The organism is Acinetobacter oleivorans DR1, assembly GCF_000196795.1.
GTDB lineage: Bacteria > Pseudomonadota > Gammaproteobacteria > Pseudomonadales > Moraxellaceae > Acinetobacter > Acinetobacter oleivorans.
In genome coordinates this window covers 844,024-862,009 of the sequence record NC_014259.1, presented here as the reverse complement: position 1 = coordinate 862,009, position 17,986 = coordinate 844,024, and the positions used below count along the sequence as shown (strand labels likewise).

The 17,986-nt window shown below is 37.3% G+C and carries 6 protein-coding genes; 1 reads left to right on the top strand and 5 read right to left on the bottom strand.

Annotated elements, in window-relative coordinates:
* Positions 1–110: 110 nt before the first annotated feature.
* From blp1 to AOLE_RS04030, 3 genes are all read right to left on the bottom strand, one after another.
* The gene (gene blp1, locus AOLE_RS04040; protein WP_013197006.1) at positions 111–10,214 is read right to left on the bottom strand and encodes a biofilm-associated Ig-like repeat protein Blp1; all 10,104 of its coding nucleotides are present in this window, start codon (positions 10,212–10,214) and stop codon (positions 111–113) included.
* A gap of 301 nt (positions 10,215–10,515) precedes the next feature.
* A complete protein-coding gene (locus AOLE_RS04035) occupies positions 10,516–11,274 on the bottom strand; it encodes a metallophosphoesterase family protein (RefSeq protein WP_013197005.1) in 759 nt (252 codons plus the stop codon).
* Entirely contained in the window at positions 11,255–12,193 is a 939-nt protein-coding gene (locus tag AOLE_RS04030) for a diacylglycerol/lipid kinase family protein (protein WP_013197004.1), read from the bottom strand. The genes AOLE_RS04035 and AOLE_RS04030 overlap by 20 nt, the downstream gene beginning before the upstream one ends.
* Positions 12,194–12,581: 388 nt before the next feature.
* Here AOLE_RS04030 and AOLE_RS04025 point away from each other — a divergent pair, with 388 nt between their 5' ends.
* Positions 12,582–14,414: a phosphoenolpyruvate carboxykinase (GTP) gene (locus AOLE_RS04025; RefSeq protein WP_005307903.1), complete on the top strand. Its 1,833-nt coding sequence runs from the start codon at positions 12,582–12,584 to the stop codon at positions 14,412–14,414.
* Between the two features lie 41 nt (positions 14,415–14,455).
* Here the strand turns inward: AOLE_RS04025 and glpD are convergent, their stop codons facing one another.
* Positions 14,456–15,973, bottom strand: a complete 1,518-nt coding sequence (gene glpD, locus AOLE_RS04020) for a glycerol-3-phosphate dehydrogenase (protein ID WP_013197003.1) — start codon at positions 15,971–15,973, stop codon at positions 14,456–14,458.
* A gap of 153 nt (positions 15,974–16,126) precedes the next feature.
* Complete coding sequence (gene glpK / locus AOLE_RS04015) at positions 16,127–17,635, bottom strand: glycerol kinase GlpK (protein WP_013197002.1); 1,509 nt, start codon at positions 17,633–17,635, stop codon at positions 16,127–16,129.
* Positions 17,636–17,986: the final 351 nt, after the last annotated feature.

Sequence of the window (17,986 nt, the reverse complement as noted above, 5' to 3'; positions counted from 1 at the left end):
TATCTTTTTTGGTCATTTTTTAACAAGTTGTGAAGAGTTTTTATTAAATTTAAAGCACAAAATAAAAGAGGCTATTTTCATAGCCTCTTTTATAAAGATAAATATTAATGTTAAACAAAGAGTTGCTGGTTATTTAACAATTCATCTAATGTTGTATTTACCTGATTTAAAGTTATCAATGAAACACTACTAAACATTGTACCTTCACCATCTCGGTCAAGACTAATAGTCGTGTTTCCAGCATCTTGCTCTACAGTAATAAATTTCGCTAATGTGCTCACGTCTTTAGAATAGTCAATTAATAGTTCACTTAAATCGATTTTGTCTGCTTGAGTATCAGTTCTTACATCACCTAAAGTAAAATCTAACACCGTATCATGTCCATTCCCACCAGTCGCATCTTGGCTATTTAGCAATTGGAACAGTATGGAATCAGTACCTTCATTAGTCATATAGGTATCGTTACCTTCACGCCCATTCAAAACGTTATTACCAGAGTTACCTGTTAAAAGATTATCTAAAGCATTGCCTGTTGCATTTAGATGAGCAGAACCAACCAACTCCAAGTCTTCAACATAACGACCACTTTCTAGACCTGTCGACCAATCAGAATATCCAACCAGACTATAACTCACAGAGCTAATTATTTTATCGTGTCCACCAAAATCAACATCTCGATAGCCTGATTCAACAAGTTGGTTCTCCCAATAACCGCTTTCTACGAAAACATCTTGATAGTGGCTAGTATCTACCCAAACATCTTCATAATGACTTGTATCAACATAAACGTCTTCATAATGACTAGTATCAACCCAGCCTTCTTCTGAACGTATATAGGTCAATTCATAACCTTCTTGCCATTGTCCATTCGCAAAATCATAATATTGTTGTTCATATCGACTATAATCACTATCTGCCATGCCATTATCAATATAAGTTATACCATTCTGATTTTGATAAACATTTTGTACAGTTGAATAACCACTTGTGACCAATTGGGAATCATAATAACCATCAACAAACCATATCTGTTCGTAATGACCTTCAGTGACCCATTCTGGATATGTATAGCTATTATCAATCCAGACATCTTTATATATTGCATACGGCTCAACAATATATTCTTGAACAAAATCAATTATATGATCAACTATATAAGTATTATCAGCAGAATCACCTTTAAACTGATCAACAGTGATTGTAGTTAAATCACTAATTGCTTTATTGATAGTTTCACTACGATTTCCAGCACGATCAATAACAGTAAGATCAAATGATGTTGCATTCTCATACATATAAACAGAGAAAGTTCCATCAACCATAACCGTCGTACTTATTACAGAAGTTACAGAAGATTCTTGATCAGCAAAATGATATATAACTTCAAGGATAGCTCTACTTTCTGCATGTCCCGTGAGCTCTCCCAATCCATTTATGGCAAGTTGTGTGGCTACATTCGGTACTGTTGTATCATTCGTAGCAACAATCGTTGAGCCCACACTTATATTTTGATTGGCATCAACCACTTTTACTGTCAATGTTTCACCATGCCAATATTGTGACCATAATTGCACCCAGAAAGTACCACTACTTCCCACAGTAGTCTGACCAACTAAATTATTATTAGCATCGAAAATATTAACAGTTGAATATGCTTCAGCCTCCCCAGAAAGTATATTTCCTTCTTCCAATACAAGTTGTGTTGCTGCATTTGGCGCAACGATGTCTATGGGTGCCTTAATTTCGGTGTAAGCGCTTTGATACCCATTATGTTCCACAACAACACGTAAAGTTTGTCCATTCACCTGAGGTGAGTATAACTGGATATTAAAATATCCAGTTTCATCTACAGAACCACCGCCAATATAATTACTATACACATCAAAAATATGCATCTCACTATTTGGTGTAGCAGTTCCCTCAATAAAGAAACCATTTTCAGATAAAACAACATGATCTGCTGATGGTGGTGCATTAGTATCTGCAGTAAAAGTAAAATTAAATGGCGTACTTATATTTTTAGCTAAATCCGTTGCCGTGATAAATAATTGCTCTCCACGTAATACAGGTGGATACATACCAACATTGAAATATCCAGCTTCCTCCATTTGAAATTCTGCTCGTAAATCTCCATCCGCATCTATTACTTTAATAATTACTTTTGAATCAGCATGTCCAGTTATCTCATGACCGTCGTTACTAATCGCTACCTCATTAATCACTGGAGCAATATTGTCTAATGGCGCAATAAGTTCAGTGATTGGGCTGTATTGATATGTATTCTGGTCATAAACTCGAATTAGTAACGTCTGTCCATGTAGATAATAGCTATTTAACTTAATAGCAAAACTACCATCTTCATTAACTATACTGCTCCATTCTCCATTAATGATCTGACCATCAGTAGATGTGACAACAATCGTCATTCCTGCTGTCGCCTTACCTGTAAGAATATGGCCATTTACATCCAATTTTAGCTCTGTTGCAGCAATTGGTGAGTTGGTAAATAAGGGTACTATTTCGTGAACAACTTCACTGCGGTTACCAGCTTTATCTTTGACAACGATACTTAAATTTTGTGTCTGGTATTGACTCAAATTGATCCATTGATTAAAGACCCCACCATATCCAACATCAGTTGTTGTGATAACTGCACCATATTGATCAATAATTTCAATCGTTGCATTTGGCTCAGCCTCACCAAAAAGCAATCCGTCTGACGTTAACGTAATATTTGAAGCAGTTGGCGGTGCAACATTATCAATTAAAGCATTTTGTTTAACCTCAATACTTCGGTTACCTGCTATATCTACAACGATGAAAGTTAATTCCTCTCCATGTAAATAGACTTGATTAAAATAACCTGACACATTACCCGCACCATCTACATAACCAGAACCTATCACCTCACCCGCAGCATTTTTGACTTCAATCCGAGTATTTACTTCTGCTTGCGCCGTAAAGTTTTGACCGTTTGAGTCGAGCACAATATTTTCAATCGGATTTGGCGAGATATCATCAATTAAGGCATTCTGCTTGACCTCTGTACTGCGGTTACCAGCTCGATCAACTACAACAAAAGTAAGCTCCTCTCCATGTAAATACACTTGATAGAAGTAACCAGAAACATTACCCATGTTATCGGTTGAACCAGATCCTACCACCTCACCAACAGCATTTTTAACTTCGATTCGACTATCTGCTTCCGCTTGCGCTGTAAAGTTCTGTCCATTGATATCAAATATAATATTTTCGATTGGATTCGGTGCAATATCATCAGTTAAAGCATTTTGCTTAAATTCAATACTTTGATTACCTGCTTTATCTATAACAATAAAAGTGAGTTCCTCACCTTTTAAATAAACTTGATTCAAGTAACCTGACACATTACCAGTGCTATCGACATAACCATAACCGACAAACTCACCAGCAGCATTTTTGACACCAATAAAACTATTGGCTTCTGCTTGTGCCGTAAAATTTTGCCCATTTTCGTCAAAGATGATGTTTTCAATTGGATCTGGCGCAATGGTATCCACCAAAGCATTTAACTTAAGTTCGACACTGCGGTTACCCATTCGATCTATGACAACGAAAGTTAATTCCTCTCCATGTAAATAAACTTGGTAGAAGTAACCCGTCACATTACCAGTGCTATCGGTAGAGCCCCAACCTATCTGGTTACCAAATGAGTCAAAAACTTCGATCTGACTGTTTGCTTCCGCTTGTGCTGTAAAATTTTGACCGTTCGCATCAAGTACAATATTTTTAATCGGATTAGGCGCAATATCATCAAATGGAGCCTTAACTGAAACAGCTTCACTCACATTTCCAGCTCGATCTTTAACGGTGACTATGAACTCTTCACCATGTAAATTGTAAGTACCGAAAAAAATAGTGAATGTACCATCAGCATTTACACTCTGATTCCACGTATTCATCTGCTGACCATTTTGATCAAAAATCTGGATGAAGGTATTTGGCTCAGCTACACCAGAAAGGGAGGAACCATCTTCACTAAACATGAGATTACTTGCAGCCACAGGAGCAATATCATCAAGCGGTGCTTTTACAGTAACCCCACCACTCATATTACCTGCTCGATCTACTACAACCACTTTAAACTCTTCGCCATGCAAGTAGTTACTGTCTAAAGAAATGTTAAATGTTCCATCCCAATTAACATTATTATTCCACTGATTTACCAATTGACCATTATGATCAAATATTTGAATCGTAGCATTTGGCTCAGCCATACCAGTTAGATATGAACCATCTTCGCTAAATACTAAATTAGTCGCATTTTCTGGTGCCGTATTATCAAGAAAGGCTGCTTGTTTTACTTCAACGCTACGATTACCAGCTTGATCAATCACAACAAAAGTGAGCTCCTCACCTTTTAAATAAACTTGATTCAAGTATCCTGAGACATTACCAGCACTATCTACATAACCAGAACCTACAAGCTCACCTGCAGCATTTTTAACTTCAACTTGAGTATTTACTTCTGCTTGCGCTGTAAAGTTCTGACCATTTTCATTGAAAATGATGTTTTCAATCGCGTTCGGGGCAATGTCATCAATCAAGGCATTCTGCTTGACCTCTGCACTGCAGTTCCCCGCTTTGTCAACTACAACAAAAGTGAGTTCTTCTCCATGTAAATGAACCTGATATAAGTAACCAGAAGCATTACCCATGCTATCGGTTGAACCAGAACCTATGACTTCACCAGCAGCATTTTTGACTTCAATTTGAGTGTTTGCTTCTGCCTGAGCTGTAAAGTTCTGTCCGTTCGCATCAAGTAAAATATTTTCAATTGGATTTGGTGCAATATCATCAGTTAAAGCGTTTTGCTTAACTTCTGTACTACGGTTACCAGCTCGGTCAACGACAACAAAAGTGAGTTCTTCTCCATGTAAATAGACTTGATATAAATAACCTGACACATTACCAGCGCCATCTACATAACCTGAACCGATGATCTCACCTGCAGCATTTTTAACTTCAACTTGAGTATTTGCTTCGGCTTGTGCTGTAAAGTTTTGACCATTGAGATCTAATACAATATTTTCAATTGGATTTGGTGCTACATCATCAGTTAAAGCATTTTGCTTAACTTCTGTACTACGGTTACCAGCTCGATCTACTACAACAAAAGTGAGCTCTTCACCATGTAAATGTACTTGATACAAATATCCTGAAACATTGCCTGTGCTATCTGCTGATCCATAACCAATAATGTCACCATTGGTATTTTTAATTTCAATCTGGCTATTTGCTTCAGCGTGAGCTGTAAAGTTCTGACCATTGATATCTAATACAATATTTTCAATCGGATTTGGCGCGGCATCGTCATTCAAAGCACTCTGCTTGACCTCTGCACTACGGTTACCCGCTCGGTCAACTACAACAAAAGTAAGTTCCTCACCATGTAAGTAAACTTGCGGGAAATAACCAAATACATTACCTAAGCTATCGGTATAACTAGTAGTAATCTTATTTCCAGCCTGATCTAATATTTCAATAGAGCTTCCAGCTTCTGCCTGAGCTGTAAAGCTTTGGCCATCTTCATTGAAGATGATATTTGCAATCGGATTTGGTGCAATGGTGTCAATTAAAGCATTTTGCTTAAATTCGATACTACGGTTACCAACTCGATCTATGACAACAAAAGTAAGTTCTTCACCATGTAAATAGATTTGATTGAAAAAGCCTGAGACATTACCAGCACTATCTGTAGAACCCCAACCCGTCTGATTACCTAATGAATCAAAAACTTCAATCTGACTATTTGCTTCTGCTTGTGCTGTAAAGTTTTGACCGTTTGCATCAAGTAAAATATTTTTAATTGGATCCGGTGCAATATCATCAAGTGGAGCTTTAATTGAAACAGCTTCACTCACATTTCCGGCTTGGTCTTTAACAGTGACCGTGAATGCCTCTCCATGTAAATTATTGCTACCTAAGAAAACAGTAAATGTACCGTCCGAATTGACGGTATTATTCCATATATTCACTAGCTGACCATTATGATCAAAAACCTGAATCGTAGTATTCAGTTCTGCTACACCCGTAAGATATGAACCATCTTCTGAGAAAACTAAATTACTGGCTGGTGTGGGAGGAACTGTATCAGCGGTAATTACAGTATCGGTGCTTATTTGTCCACGAGCATCCTTAATTGATAAGAACAACTGCTCACCATCAACAAGAGGACGGTCAAGCTGGAGTTTAAAATAACTTGATCCATTCCAACCGTTATCTTCACCGACTTTAATTTCGGCTAAGATTTCACCTTTGGCATCTTTAACAATGAGAGTACTATTATTTTCAGCTTGCCCACTTATCACTCCGTCCGAAGTAAAGCTATCTACATGGGGGGCAAAAGCATAGTTAGGCGCCTGTATCTGAGCAGCTAAACTTACATTTCCATTTACATCTGTAGCCGTAACATAAACTGTCTCAGCATTGGTTAAAAACATACCTAATTCTATCGAGAAACTTCCACTCTCGTCGGTCCAGTTATTCCAAAACCATTTATTAAGAATGTTTCCTTGTCCATCTTTAACCAAAATTTCAGAGAAAGGTTCTGCATGACCATAAACTAAATCACCAGCATCGTTGAAATTTAAATCTGTTGGAACAGGTGGAGGAGTCAGATCTACAATAATCTTCTGTTCAGGGCTTATTAGACCTTTATTATCAATAATTTGAACGGAAATTTGCTCTCCATCAATTAAAGGTCGGTTTACACTCAAGCTAAAATGACTAAATTCATTCCAACTATTGTCATCACCTAATGTAACCTTTCCTAATTCATTACCGTCAGCATCACGCACAATTACCGTACTATTATCTTCAGCAAACCCAGAAATTAAGCCTTCTTGTGTAATACGTTCAACATGTGGAATATAAGCAAAGTTTGGAACTTCGATTAGGACTTCACTCGTATTTTGATTTTTATCTACTACTTGTACGGTAACCGACTCACCTTCTTTTAAAAATTGGAACACAGGTAAACTTGCAAAGCCTTGTTCATCTGTAACACCGTTAGCGATTAGATTTCCTGTTCCGGAAAACACAAGAATAAGGCTGTTAGGTTCATTGACATGTACTGATAAAGTTTCGCCACTGATATCAAATTGTGGAGTTTCTAAAAATACTGCGGGCGTATAGTCTGCGGTAATATATTGTGGATGGCCTGAAACATTATCTTTATCTGTAGAGATAATAATTTGAGTGCCTTCTTCCAAAGGCTGATCGAGGGACAAAGTAAATGGTCTAACTTCACCTAATTCCATTACACTAAAAGGCGTAATACCTGAGCCCTCAAATGCAATAGAGTTAAACTCTTGTAGAATATTTCCATTCTGATCTTTTACAATAAAATGACTACCTTCAGTCGCATAACCAGTGATCACACCTTCTGGACTAATTCGTAAAATACTAAGAGCTGGAACTTCAGTAACTAGTCCAATTGATGAATTTTCGCTGCTGTATCCATTATAAGTAGCAACTGCATAAACTTCTTCATTTGAACTAATTGAAAGGTCTTGTAGAGTAAATTTACCCTCATCATTAGTTATTGTACTTGCAAGCCAATCACCATTTTTATTGTAGATATCAATCTTGCTTCCTTTATAACCACTACCTGAAATGATAGCTCCATCTATATTGTTGAAAGTTAGTGAATCTAGAGTTGGCGAATTCGGAGTATGATCTACATTATAATTTTGAATCTGTTTAATAATCGCTGTATTGCCAGCTTGATCAGTAAGGCTAATATCAATTGATATATTAGTTTGCGATTCTTCTGACCACAAGAACTCTGCTGGAATTTCAGCAACCCATTCTTGGGTTAGCTCATCAAAATGAAAGTTATAAATAACATCATTTAATATCGTATTTATTGAAGTCAGTGAGCTATTTAAATCTGTTGGTAGATTATCTACGTCCAGTCTTATAGAAATAACTTGATCTTTTTCAACTAGACTTATTGTATTGTCTTCAGTAATCGGCTTTACAGTTACTGCAATTGCTTCAACATTTAAGGAATTATCTACAATCACTTTTTGTCCAGCGGTTTCTGAGGTATTGCCTGCAAGATCCGTTACTACGGCTTTATAGAGATAAATACCATCAGCTAAATCTTTTTGTTCAGCTGTTGTTTCCTTCCAAGTTTTTCCTTCATCTTTCGAAATTTCATAGTGGTCTAGTAAAGCAGCTTGTTCGCCGATCACAATTGGTTGAGTTAGCTTCAAAGTAAAATTATTATCTTGCGTAATCCAATCCGTTGCTGATATACCCGTATCAGTCAAATCAGATAAAGTTAATTCACCTGCTTGCGGCGCTGTTGTATCGACAACGACTTTTTGTATAGCGGTTTCTGAGGTATTGCCTGCAACGTCTGTAACTATAGCTTTATATTGGTAAACACCATCGGTTAAATCTTTTTGAGCTACTGTGGTTTCCTGCCACGTCTTACCATCATCTTTCGATATCCAGTAAGTAATTTGGCTATTTACTTCTTGTCCGTTAATCTTTAAATCAAAAGTTTTATCTTGCGTAATCTGATCTGTTGTTGAAACACCTGTATCGCTCAAATCAGATAAAGTCAGTTCACCTGCTTGCGGCGCTGTTGTATCCACAACGACTTTTTGCACACTGGTTTCAGATATGTTGCCTGCAACGTCGGTTACTACAGCTTTAAATTGATAAACACCATCAGCCAAATCTTTTTGAGTAACCGTTGTTTCCTGCCAAGTCTTTCCTTCATCTTTAGATATCCAGTAAATGATTTGGCTATTTACTTCTTGTCCGCTAATCTTTAAATCAAAAGTTTTATCTTGCGTAATTTGATTAGTTGCTGAAATGCCCGTATCAGCCAAAGCAGCTAAAGTCAATTCACCTGCTTGCGGCGCTGTTGTATCCACAACCACTTTTTGCACACTGGTTTCAGATATGTTGCCTGCAACGTCGGTTACTACAGCTTTAAATTGATAAACACCATCAGCCAAATCTTTTTGAGTAACCGTTGTTTCCTGCCAAGTTTTACCATTATCGATAGAAACTAAATACGTTACTTGGCTGCCACTTTCCTGTCCTTCAAGCTTTAAATTGAAGTTTTTATCTTGCGTAATCTGATCAGTTGCCGAAACACCTGTATCACTTAAATCAGATAAAGTCAGTTCACCTGCTTGCGGCGCTGTTGTATCCACAACCACTTTTTGTATAGCAGTTTCCGATGCATTTCCAGCTCGATCTGTTACTACAGCTTTGTAAAGATAACTTCCATCCACTAAATCTTTTTGAGTTACTGTTGTTTCTTGCCAAGTCTTACCATCATCGGTAGAGACAAAATACGTTACTCGACTTCCACTTTCCTGTCCCTCAATCTTTAAAGTGAAGTTTTTATCTTGTGTAATTTGATCAGTTGCTGAAATACCTGTATCGCTCAAATCAGATAAAGTCAGTTCACCTGCTTTCGGTACTGTTGTATCCACAACCACTTTTTGTATAGTAGTTTCCGATGTATTTCCAGCTCGGTCTGTTACTACAGCTTTGTAAAGATAACTTCCATCTACTAAATCTTTTTGAGTTACTGTTGTTTCTTGCCACGTCTTACCATCATCGGTAGAGACCAAATACGTTACCCTGCTGCCACTTTCTTGCCCCTCAATCTTTAAATTGAAGTTTTTATCTTGAGTGATCTGGTCGGTTGTTGAGGTGCCTGAGTCTAAAAGATTTTTGAGAATCAAATTACCTGGCTCAGGAGGGGTCGTGTCTTTAGGATCTTTCCGTGACAGTAAAGCAATTGTTCCTGCGCCCGCTAAAGCACTGACCACCCCAGTCCAGAGAGGGTTAGAAGATGAAGAGTCTATAAGTTTTGGTGCATCTTTTACTTCTAAATAATTAACAGTAGTCTGTCCAGTAGCATCTTCACCTAAACTGGCAGTCCAGTAACTCTGCCCTTCATTTAAAAGAATTTGCGGGTTTTCGCTAATAAAATAGTTTTCTAAAATAATTTCAGTTCCATCTTTTAGATGAATAATTGCATTATTTCCCTCTCTTGTTATTGAGGCAATTTTTTCTGGGCTTATATCGATTTTTGCGATTTCTTTAGGATCTACTACAATAGTTTTTGTCTGGCCTACATCAATATCAACTGTATTATTTTTTGAAGCATTATTTGCCATTAATGATACTTGTACCATTTATCCACCATGAAATTTTAAATATTATTAAGTTTTTCTAAAATATTAAGTCAATAGATACTCATTTATAAAATATTATTAAATTTCACAAAAGACTAAAACCCTTATTATAGCTAGTTAAAAACATGGCTTTTTATATAGTTAAAAATTTTTATGTATCCATTAATATTATTTTTAAAATGATAAAACATTTAAAATGTTTTCCTATTCCCCATATATAGAATTTAAAGCTTAGGCATTGTAATGGATAAAATTTTATCAATCTACTCTTAAGTTAAATGTCTTATAGAATTTTTATAAATTAAATTAATTGAAAAATCTTTAAATCATAATTAAACCAATAATGATTAATTCTTCCTTCATTTGAAATGACATTAAAACTATTCGGAACATGATAATGCAAGCGGCTAGATGTCGCTGTTCCTGCATGAATATCATAAATAGGGTGATCTATTCCTAATTGATAAATTTGCGTTAAATCATATACGGCTGTTTTATGAAGATGCCCATGTAACATACCAAATAGCCCTGTCTTACTCCATTTTTCGAGAGCCATTTTCCCTAATACGGGACAATCTTTAATACCATGCTCATCATCAGGCGGGGTATAAAAAGGCTGATGAAAAACAACTAATTTGATTTTATTCTCTGGCCCCTGCTGTAATCGCTCATATGTAGTTTGAATTTGCTCAATCGAAATATGTCCACGCGTATGATAACGGCGGCGTATACTGTTTACGCCAACAATATAGAAATGTTCAGTTTCTAAAGTTGGTTCAAGCTGGCCAAAAAAATATTGATAGCGAGTAAATGGTGAGAAAAAACGGTTCCAGATATGGTACAACGGAATATCGTGATTACCAGGCACAACAAGATAAGGAATATTAAGACTATCTAAAAACTGACGACAATTATAAAACTGTTGATATCTGGCTCGCTGAGTGATATCTCCACTCACAACAATAACTTCAGGTCTATGTTCGGTACAAAAAAGCCGAATTGCATCTAAACAGGCCTCAATTTCTGTTCCAAAATGCAAATCAGACAGATGTAATAACATTGGGCACCATAATATTTAAAGCATTCTTTTCTACAGTGAAATTTAGTGGTGTTTTCATCTCTAAAATTTCACCATCTAAAGCTACAGTAAGTTTTGATTTTTTTGCACATTCAACAATGACATGATCAGCACAAAAACTATAAACATCTTTTGTCTCTTCAACCTTTCCCTGAATCCATTGCCAAAGCATATTTAATAAACTAAGCCTATCACTTTTTGTAATGACCACTCCAGCGACTCTTCCCTGTGCAGCACAATCAGCAATTCTTAATTTCATATCACATAGTTGCAGTTGATTATTACCAAAGAAAATTAGTGGGGTTTTGACTGGATATTTTTTTCCATCAACTGTGACGGAGAGCTTCAAAGATTTATTTTCTCTTAATAAAACATCTAAAGCTGAGGTATAGGCATGTAACGGTAAACGTCCTAAGTATTTATTGTAGAGCTCACGTTTTTTTATAAACAATGGATAAAGGCCTAGGCTCGCATTATTTAAGTAAATATGATCGTTAATAGTCGCAATATGTACAGAACGCGGTGTACCTGTAGCAATGACTTCAGCAGCCTCTAACAAATCTAAAGGAATATCTAAAACTTTAGCGACGTAGTTAAAAGTCCCCAAAGGTAAAATTCCCATAGGGATATTGGTGTGTCGAAGTTTTGATGCTACTGCATTTAACGTCCCGTCCCCACCCGCTGCTACAACAACACCTAAATTTGCGTTTTGACTATGCCGATGAATCACTTGATTCATTAAATCATCAAATGAAACATCTTCCGATAATTCAAAAACTTGTATTTCAAAACCAAATTCGGTGAGTACAGTCATTAATTGTTCATACATATCTTCATGTTTTGAGGCATGAAAACCCGACTTCTGGTTATAGATGATAGAGAGAGGTTTTAAAGTCCGCATTTTTATTATCTTAAAGAGGATTTACCTTGTATTTTGTATAGAAAATCGCCTAATAAAAGTCTCTTTATGTAAATTTCGAATGATGATCATTTGTTTAATCAATAATAATTCTCAAGAAAAATTTAAACATCAAGTTATTGATTTTAAAAAAAATAAATAATATAAATAACACACATACAACATAAAAATGTAAAGAATAAAATACACCAAAAAACAATAAATATATGATTTAAATTAAAAAAATAAAAAATCAAAAAATCTATTTCTTATTCTTTAGTCTTATTTTTTTTATGATTTTGTGCTTTAATACAGCCACTTTTTTATTTGATCTTTCATTGTACCTCAATGAATGACTTGTACGTTGTACATATTTTGAATAGGCCTCACCATGACCACAGTGAACGCACCAGAATTCGTTCGTCATCCTAAGCTTATCGCATGGGTTGAAGAAATTGCAAACTTAACCAAACCAGCAAAAATCGAATGGTGTGACGGAAGCGAAGAAGAGTATCAACGTCTAATCGACTTGATGATCGCTAACGGCACCATGCAGAAATTAAACCAAGAAAAACATCCTGGTTCTTATCTTGCAAATTCTGACCCATCTGATGTTGCGCGTGTTGAAGATCGTACTTACATTTGCTCTCAAAAGAAAGAAGATGCTGGTGCGACAAACAACTGGGAAGAACCAGCTGTTATGCGTGAAAAGTTAAATGGTTTGTTCGAGGGATCAATGGAAGGTCGTACAATGTACGTTGTGCCTTTCTCTATGGGTCCACTTGGAAGCCATATTGCTCATATCGGTATTGAATTAACTGACTCTCCTTACGTTGCTGTTAGCATGCGTAAAATGGCACGTATGGGTAAAGCAGTTTATGACGTATTAGGTACAGACGGCGAATTTATTCCTTGTATTCATACCGTAGGTGCTCCACTTGCTGAAGGGCAAAAAGACGTTGCATGGCCTTGTAACCCTGAAAAATACATCGTTCATTACCCAGAAACTCGTGAAATCTGGTCTTACGGTTCTGGTTATGGCGGTAACGCATTACTTGGTAAAAAATGTTTAGCACTTCGTATCGCTTCTGTTATGGGTCGCGAACAAGGTTGGTTAGCTGAACATATGCTTATTCTTGGTGTGACTAACCCACAAGGTGAAAAGCACTATATCGCTGCAGCATTCCCATCTGCATGTGGTAAAACAAACTTCGCAATGTTAATTCCACCAGCAGGCTATGAAGGCTGGAAAATTGAGACTGTAGGTGACGATATTGCTTGGATCAAACCAGGTGAAGACGGTCGTCTATACGCAATCAATCCAGAAGCTGGTTTCTTTGGTGTTGCTCCTGGTACAAATACCAAGACTAACCCTAACTGTATGGCAACTCTTCACAAAGATGTTATCTATACAAACGTTGCGGTAACTAACGACGGTCAAGTATGGTGGGAAGGTCTTTCTAAAGAAATTCCAACTAACTTAACTAACTGGAAAGGTCAACCTCACGTAAATGGTGAAAAGGCTGCTCATCCAAATGCGCGCTTCACTGTTGCTGCTGGTCAATGCCCTTCTATCGATGCTGACTGGGAAAATCCAGCAGGTGTTCCGATTTCTGCATTTATCTTCGGTGGTCGCCGTGCAGATACGGTTCCTTTAGTTTCTGAAGCTTTTGATTGGGTTGATGGCGTTTATAAAGCTGCAACTATGGGTTCTGAAACTACTGCTGCTGCTGTTGGTCAACAAGGTATCGTTCGTCGTGACCCATTCGCGATGCTTCCATTTGCTGGCTACAACATGGCTGACTACTTCGATCACTGGTTAAGCCTTGGTCAAGAAGTAAGTACAAAAGCTGAAGCTGCAGGTAATAAATTACCAAAAATCTTCAATGTAAACTGGTTCCGTCGTGATGCTGAAGGCAACTTCGTATGGCCTGGTTTCGGTCAAAACATGCGTGTTCTTGAGTGGATCATTGACCGTTGTGAAGGTCGTGCAAACGCTGTTGAAACACCAATTGGCCTTGTTCCAACTTACGATGACTTGAACTGGGAAGGTACTGAATTCTCTAAAGAAGAATTTGACCTTATCACAGCTCAAGATAAAGATCAGTGGGTTACTGAAATTGAAAGCCACACTGAGTTATTCAATAAACTTGGTGAGCGCTTACCAAAAGCATTAAAAGAACGTCAAGCAGCTTTACTTGAAGCTGTAAAAACTGGCTTCTAATTGCTAAATATAAAAAAGGTCGCCTTGTGCGGCCTTTTTTATTATGCGGCATCATCTTTTTGTCGACGTCCAGTCAAATAGCTTTCCAAATTTTTTACTTGTTTTTCATCAAATGCCAAACCTAACTTAGTTCTACGCCACAATATATCTTCTGCCGTATTTGCCCATTCATTTTCACATAAATACTGAACTTCAGATTCGAATAAACCGTGACCAAAATCTTGCCCTAACTGCTCAAGAGCTTTTCGCTCATGCAAAATATCCCAAACCCTAGACCCATAGGCATTTGCCCAGCGAGTAGCGAGCTGCTCGGTTATCCCTTCAACTTGGTTTTGAATCTTTATAACTAAATCTTCAAGTGTGGTCCAATTCTCCGCCCCAGGTAACACTTCATTTGCAGTCCACTCATCTCCCATATCTGTAAAAAACGGGTCAAGATGCTCCAGAGCCGATTCAGCTAATTTCCGATAAGTTGTAATCTTTCCACCAAATACGGACAGCAAGGGAGTTGTTTTATCTTCAACTTGCAATGCCAAAGTATAGTCACGTGTAACTGCAGAAGGATTATCTGACTCATCATCACATAAAGCTCGAACTCCAGAAAACTGACTGACGATATCAGTACGGGTGAGCTGCTTTTTAAAATGTGTATTTGTCACCGTTAAAAGATAATCAATTTCTACTTCTGTAATCTCTACCTTTTGTGGATCATCTAAATATTCCTGATCTGTCGTACCTATTAATGTGTATTGTTCTAAATAAGGAATGGCAAACACGATGCGTCGGTCTTCATTTTGCATGATAAAAGCTTTATGACAATCATATAGTTTAGGCACAACAATATGACTTCCTTGTATCAGCCGAATTTGATATGGCGATTTTAATTGTAGGTTTTCACTAATAAGTTCTTCGACCCAAGGACCTGCTGCATTCACTAAGGCTTTTGCACGTATTTGATAAGACTCAGCCCCGCTTTGTAGTTCCAAATGCCACAGTTCTTGTTGTCTATAAGCCTTAACACATCTTGTCCGTGTTACAACTTTGGCACCCTTCTCTTTAGCTTGTAGTGCATTCAACATAACAAGACGTGCATCATCTACAGTACAGTCCGAATATTCAAAGCCACGCGTTATAGCTGGTTTTAGGGGACTATCTTCTTTGAAATAAATAAGATTTGACCCTAATAATTTTTCTCGTTTTCCTAAATGATCATAAAAAAATAGGCCTGCCCGAATTAACCACGCAGGACGCAAATGTGGCCGATGAGGCATAATAAAACGCATTGGTTTAATAATATGCGGAGCTTTAGCCAACAAGACTTCACGCTCTGCTAAAGCTTCTCTAACCAACCGAAATTCTTTATGTTCTAAGTAGCGTAAACCGCCGTGAATTAATTTACTGCTCGCAGATGAGGTGTGACTAGCTAAATCATCTTTTTCACATAAAAATACCGATAAGCCCCGACCTGCCGCATCATTAGCAATACCGACGCCATTAATACCGCCACCAATCACGGCAATGTCATATATTTTTGAATAATCATTAAGCTGTACTGTCATTTCTCATTTTCTTTTTATTGTTGATCTTATAAAAATTAAAACATCAAATTGATGAAACAACAATCAAAAAAGTAGAATAATCAATTTTAAATAACCGAGTATTTAGCGTTAATTGATTACCCTACTATTGAATTTAACCAATTAAAGAACAGATCAATCCTCAGCCCAACTTTGACTACGCTTAACTGCCTTCAGCCAACCTTTATAAATAACTTCAGATTGCTCACAAGACATTTTTGGTTCAAATACTTTTTCTATCGCAGACTTATTTCTTAACTCATTAAGATCTTGCCAGAAACCCGTTGCCAATCCTGCAAGAAAAGCTGCACCTAAAGCAGTAGTTTCTTTCATTATTGGGCGTTCTACTGGGGTTGATAAAATATCGGCTTGAAATTGCATCAAGAAATTATTTTCCGTTACCCCACCATCTACTCTAAGTGTACGAAGCTCTTCTTCTGCATCTTGCTGCATCGCATCAAGTACATCTCTTGTCTGATAAGCAATTGACTCTAAAGTTGCACGAATAATATGTTCTATACTTGCTCCACGAGTGAGACCAAAGATTGCCCCACGCGCTGTCGGGTCCCAATAGGGAGCACCTAAACCTGTAAAAGCAGGTACAACATATACACCATTGCTGTCTTTTACACGTGTTGCATAAAGCTCAGAGTCTTTAGCGTTCTTAATTACCTTTAACTCATCACGAAGCCACTGTACGCAAGAGCCACCATTAAACACGGCGCCCTCTAAGGCATAGTTCACTTCACCATTTGCACCACATGCAATCGTCGTCAGTAAACCATGCTCTGAACGAACAATCTTTTTACCCGTGTTCATGAGTAGAAAGCAGCCTGTGCCATAGGTATTTTTTGCTTGCCCGGGTTCTACACACATTTGCCCGAAAAGTGCAGCTTGTTGATCCCCTGCTATACCGGCAATCGGAATCCCCACTTCTTGACCGCTAATGGTATGTGTGTATCCATAAACCTCAGATGAACTACGAACTTCGGGTAGCATTGCTCTAGGAATATCTAAAGCTTGTAAAAGTTTTTCATCCCACTCAAGCTTTTCAATATCAAAAAGCATGGTTCGCGAAGCATTGGTAAAATCAGTGACGTGAACAGCGCCATTGGTTAGTTTCCAGATTAACCAAGTGTCCACCGTACCGAACAATAATTCACCTCGCTCAGCGCGTTCACGGCTTCCTTCTACATGGTCCAAAATCCATTTTATTTTGGTAGCAGAAAAATAAGGATCAATCACTAACCCCGTTTTTTTACGAATATATTCTTGCCATCCTGCCTTATGTAATTGATTGCATATCTCAGTCGTTTGTCGACTTTGCCAAACAATCGCATTGTAAATCGGCTTGCCCGTTTTTTTATCCCAAACAACCGTAGTTTCCCGCTGATTGGTAATCCCAATTGCTGCAACTTGTTCACTCTTGATGCCAGCTTGAGCTAGAGCTTCTACCCAAACAGCACTTTGTGTGGCCCAAATTTCCATAGGATCATGCTCAACCCAACCTGGCTGCGGATAAATCTGAGTAAATTCTTTTTGAGCAATACTTACAACGTTAGCATCATGATCTAAAACAATTGCTCTTGAGCTTGTTGTTCCCTGATCAAAAGCAACAATATATTTTTTCGGGCAATTTGACATCTGAATGTCCCTTTCATTATCCACACACATCTAGTCCACAATGCCAAGACATCATGCCTAACAGTATTTATTTAAAATTTTCTTTGGAATATATCATTATTTTTAAGAGATATAGGTTTTCTTGGCTTAAACATTACGCATTCTTTATCACTTTTTACTACTTGGAAAAAATAGTATGTCAAAGATTGGAGCAAGACTATAAAAATGAGCTGATCGGCTAATTTGAAATCACATGAATATTCAACTTATTCCTTTGCTTAAATAATAAACATTGTTTTACAGACATAAAAAAAATAAAGTGAAATACTCCTCTGGATAATATGTAAAAACGGAATAAAACTTCTCTTTTTT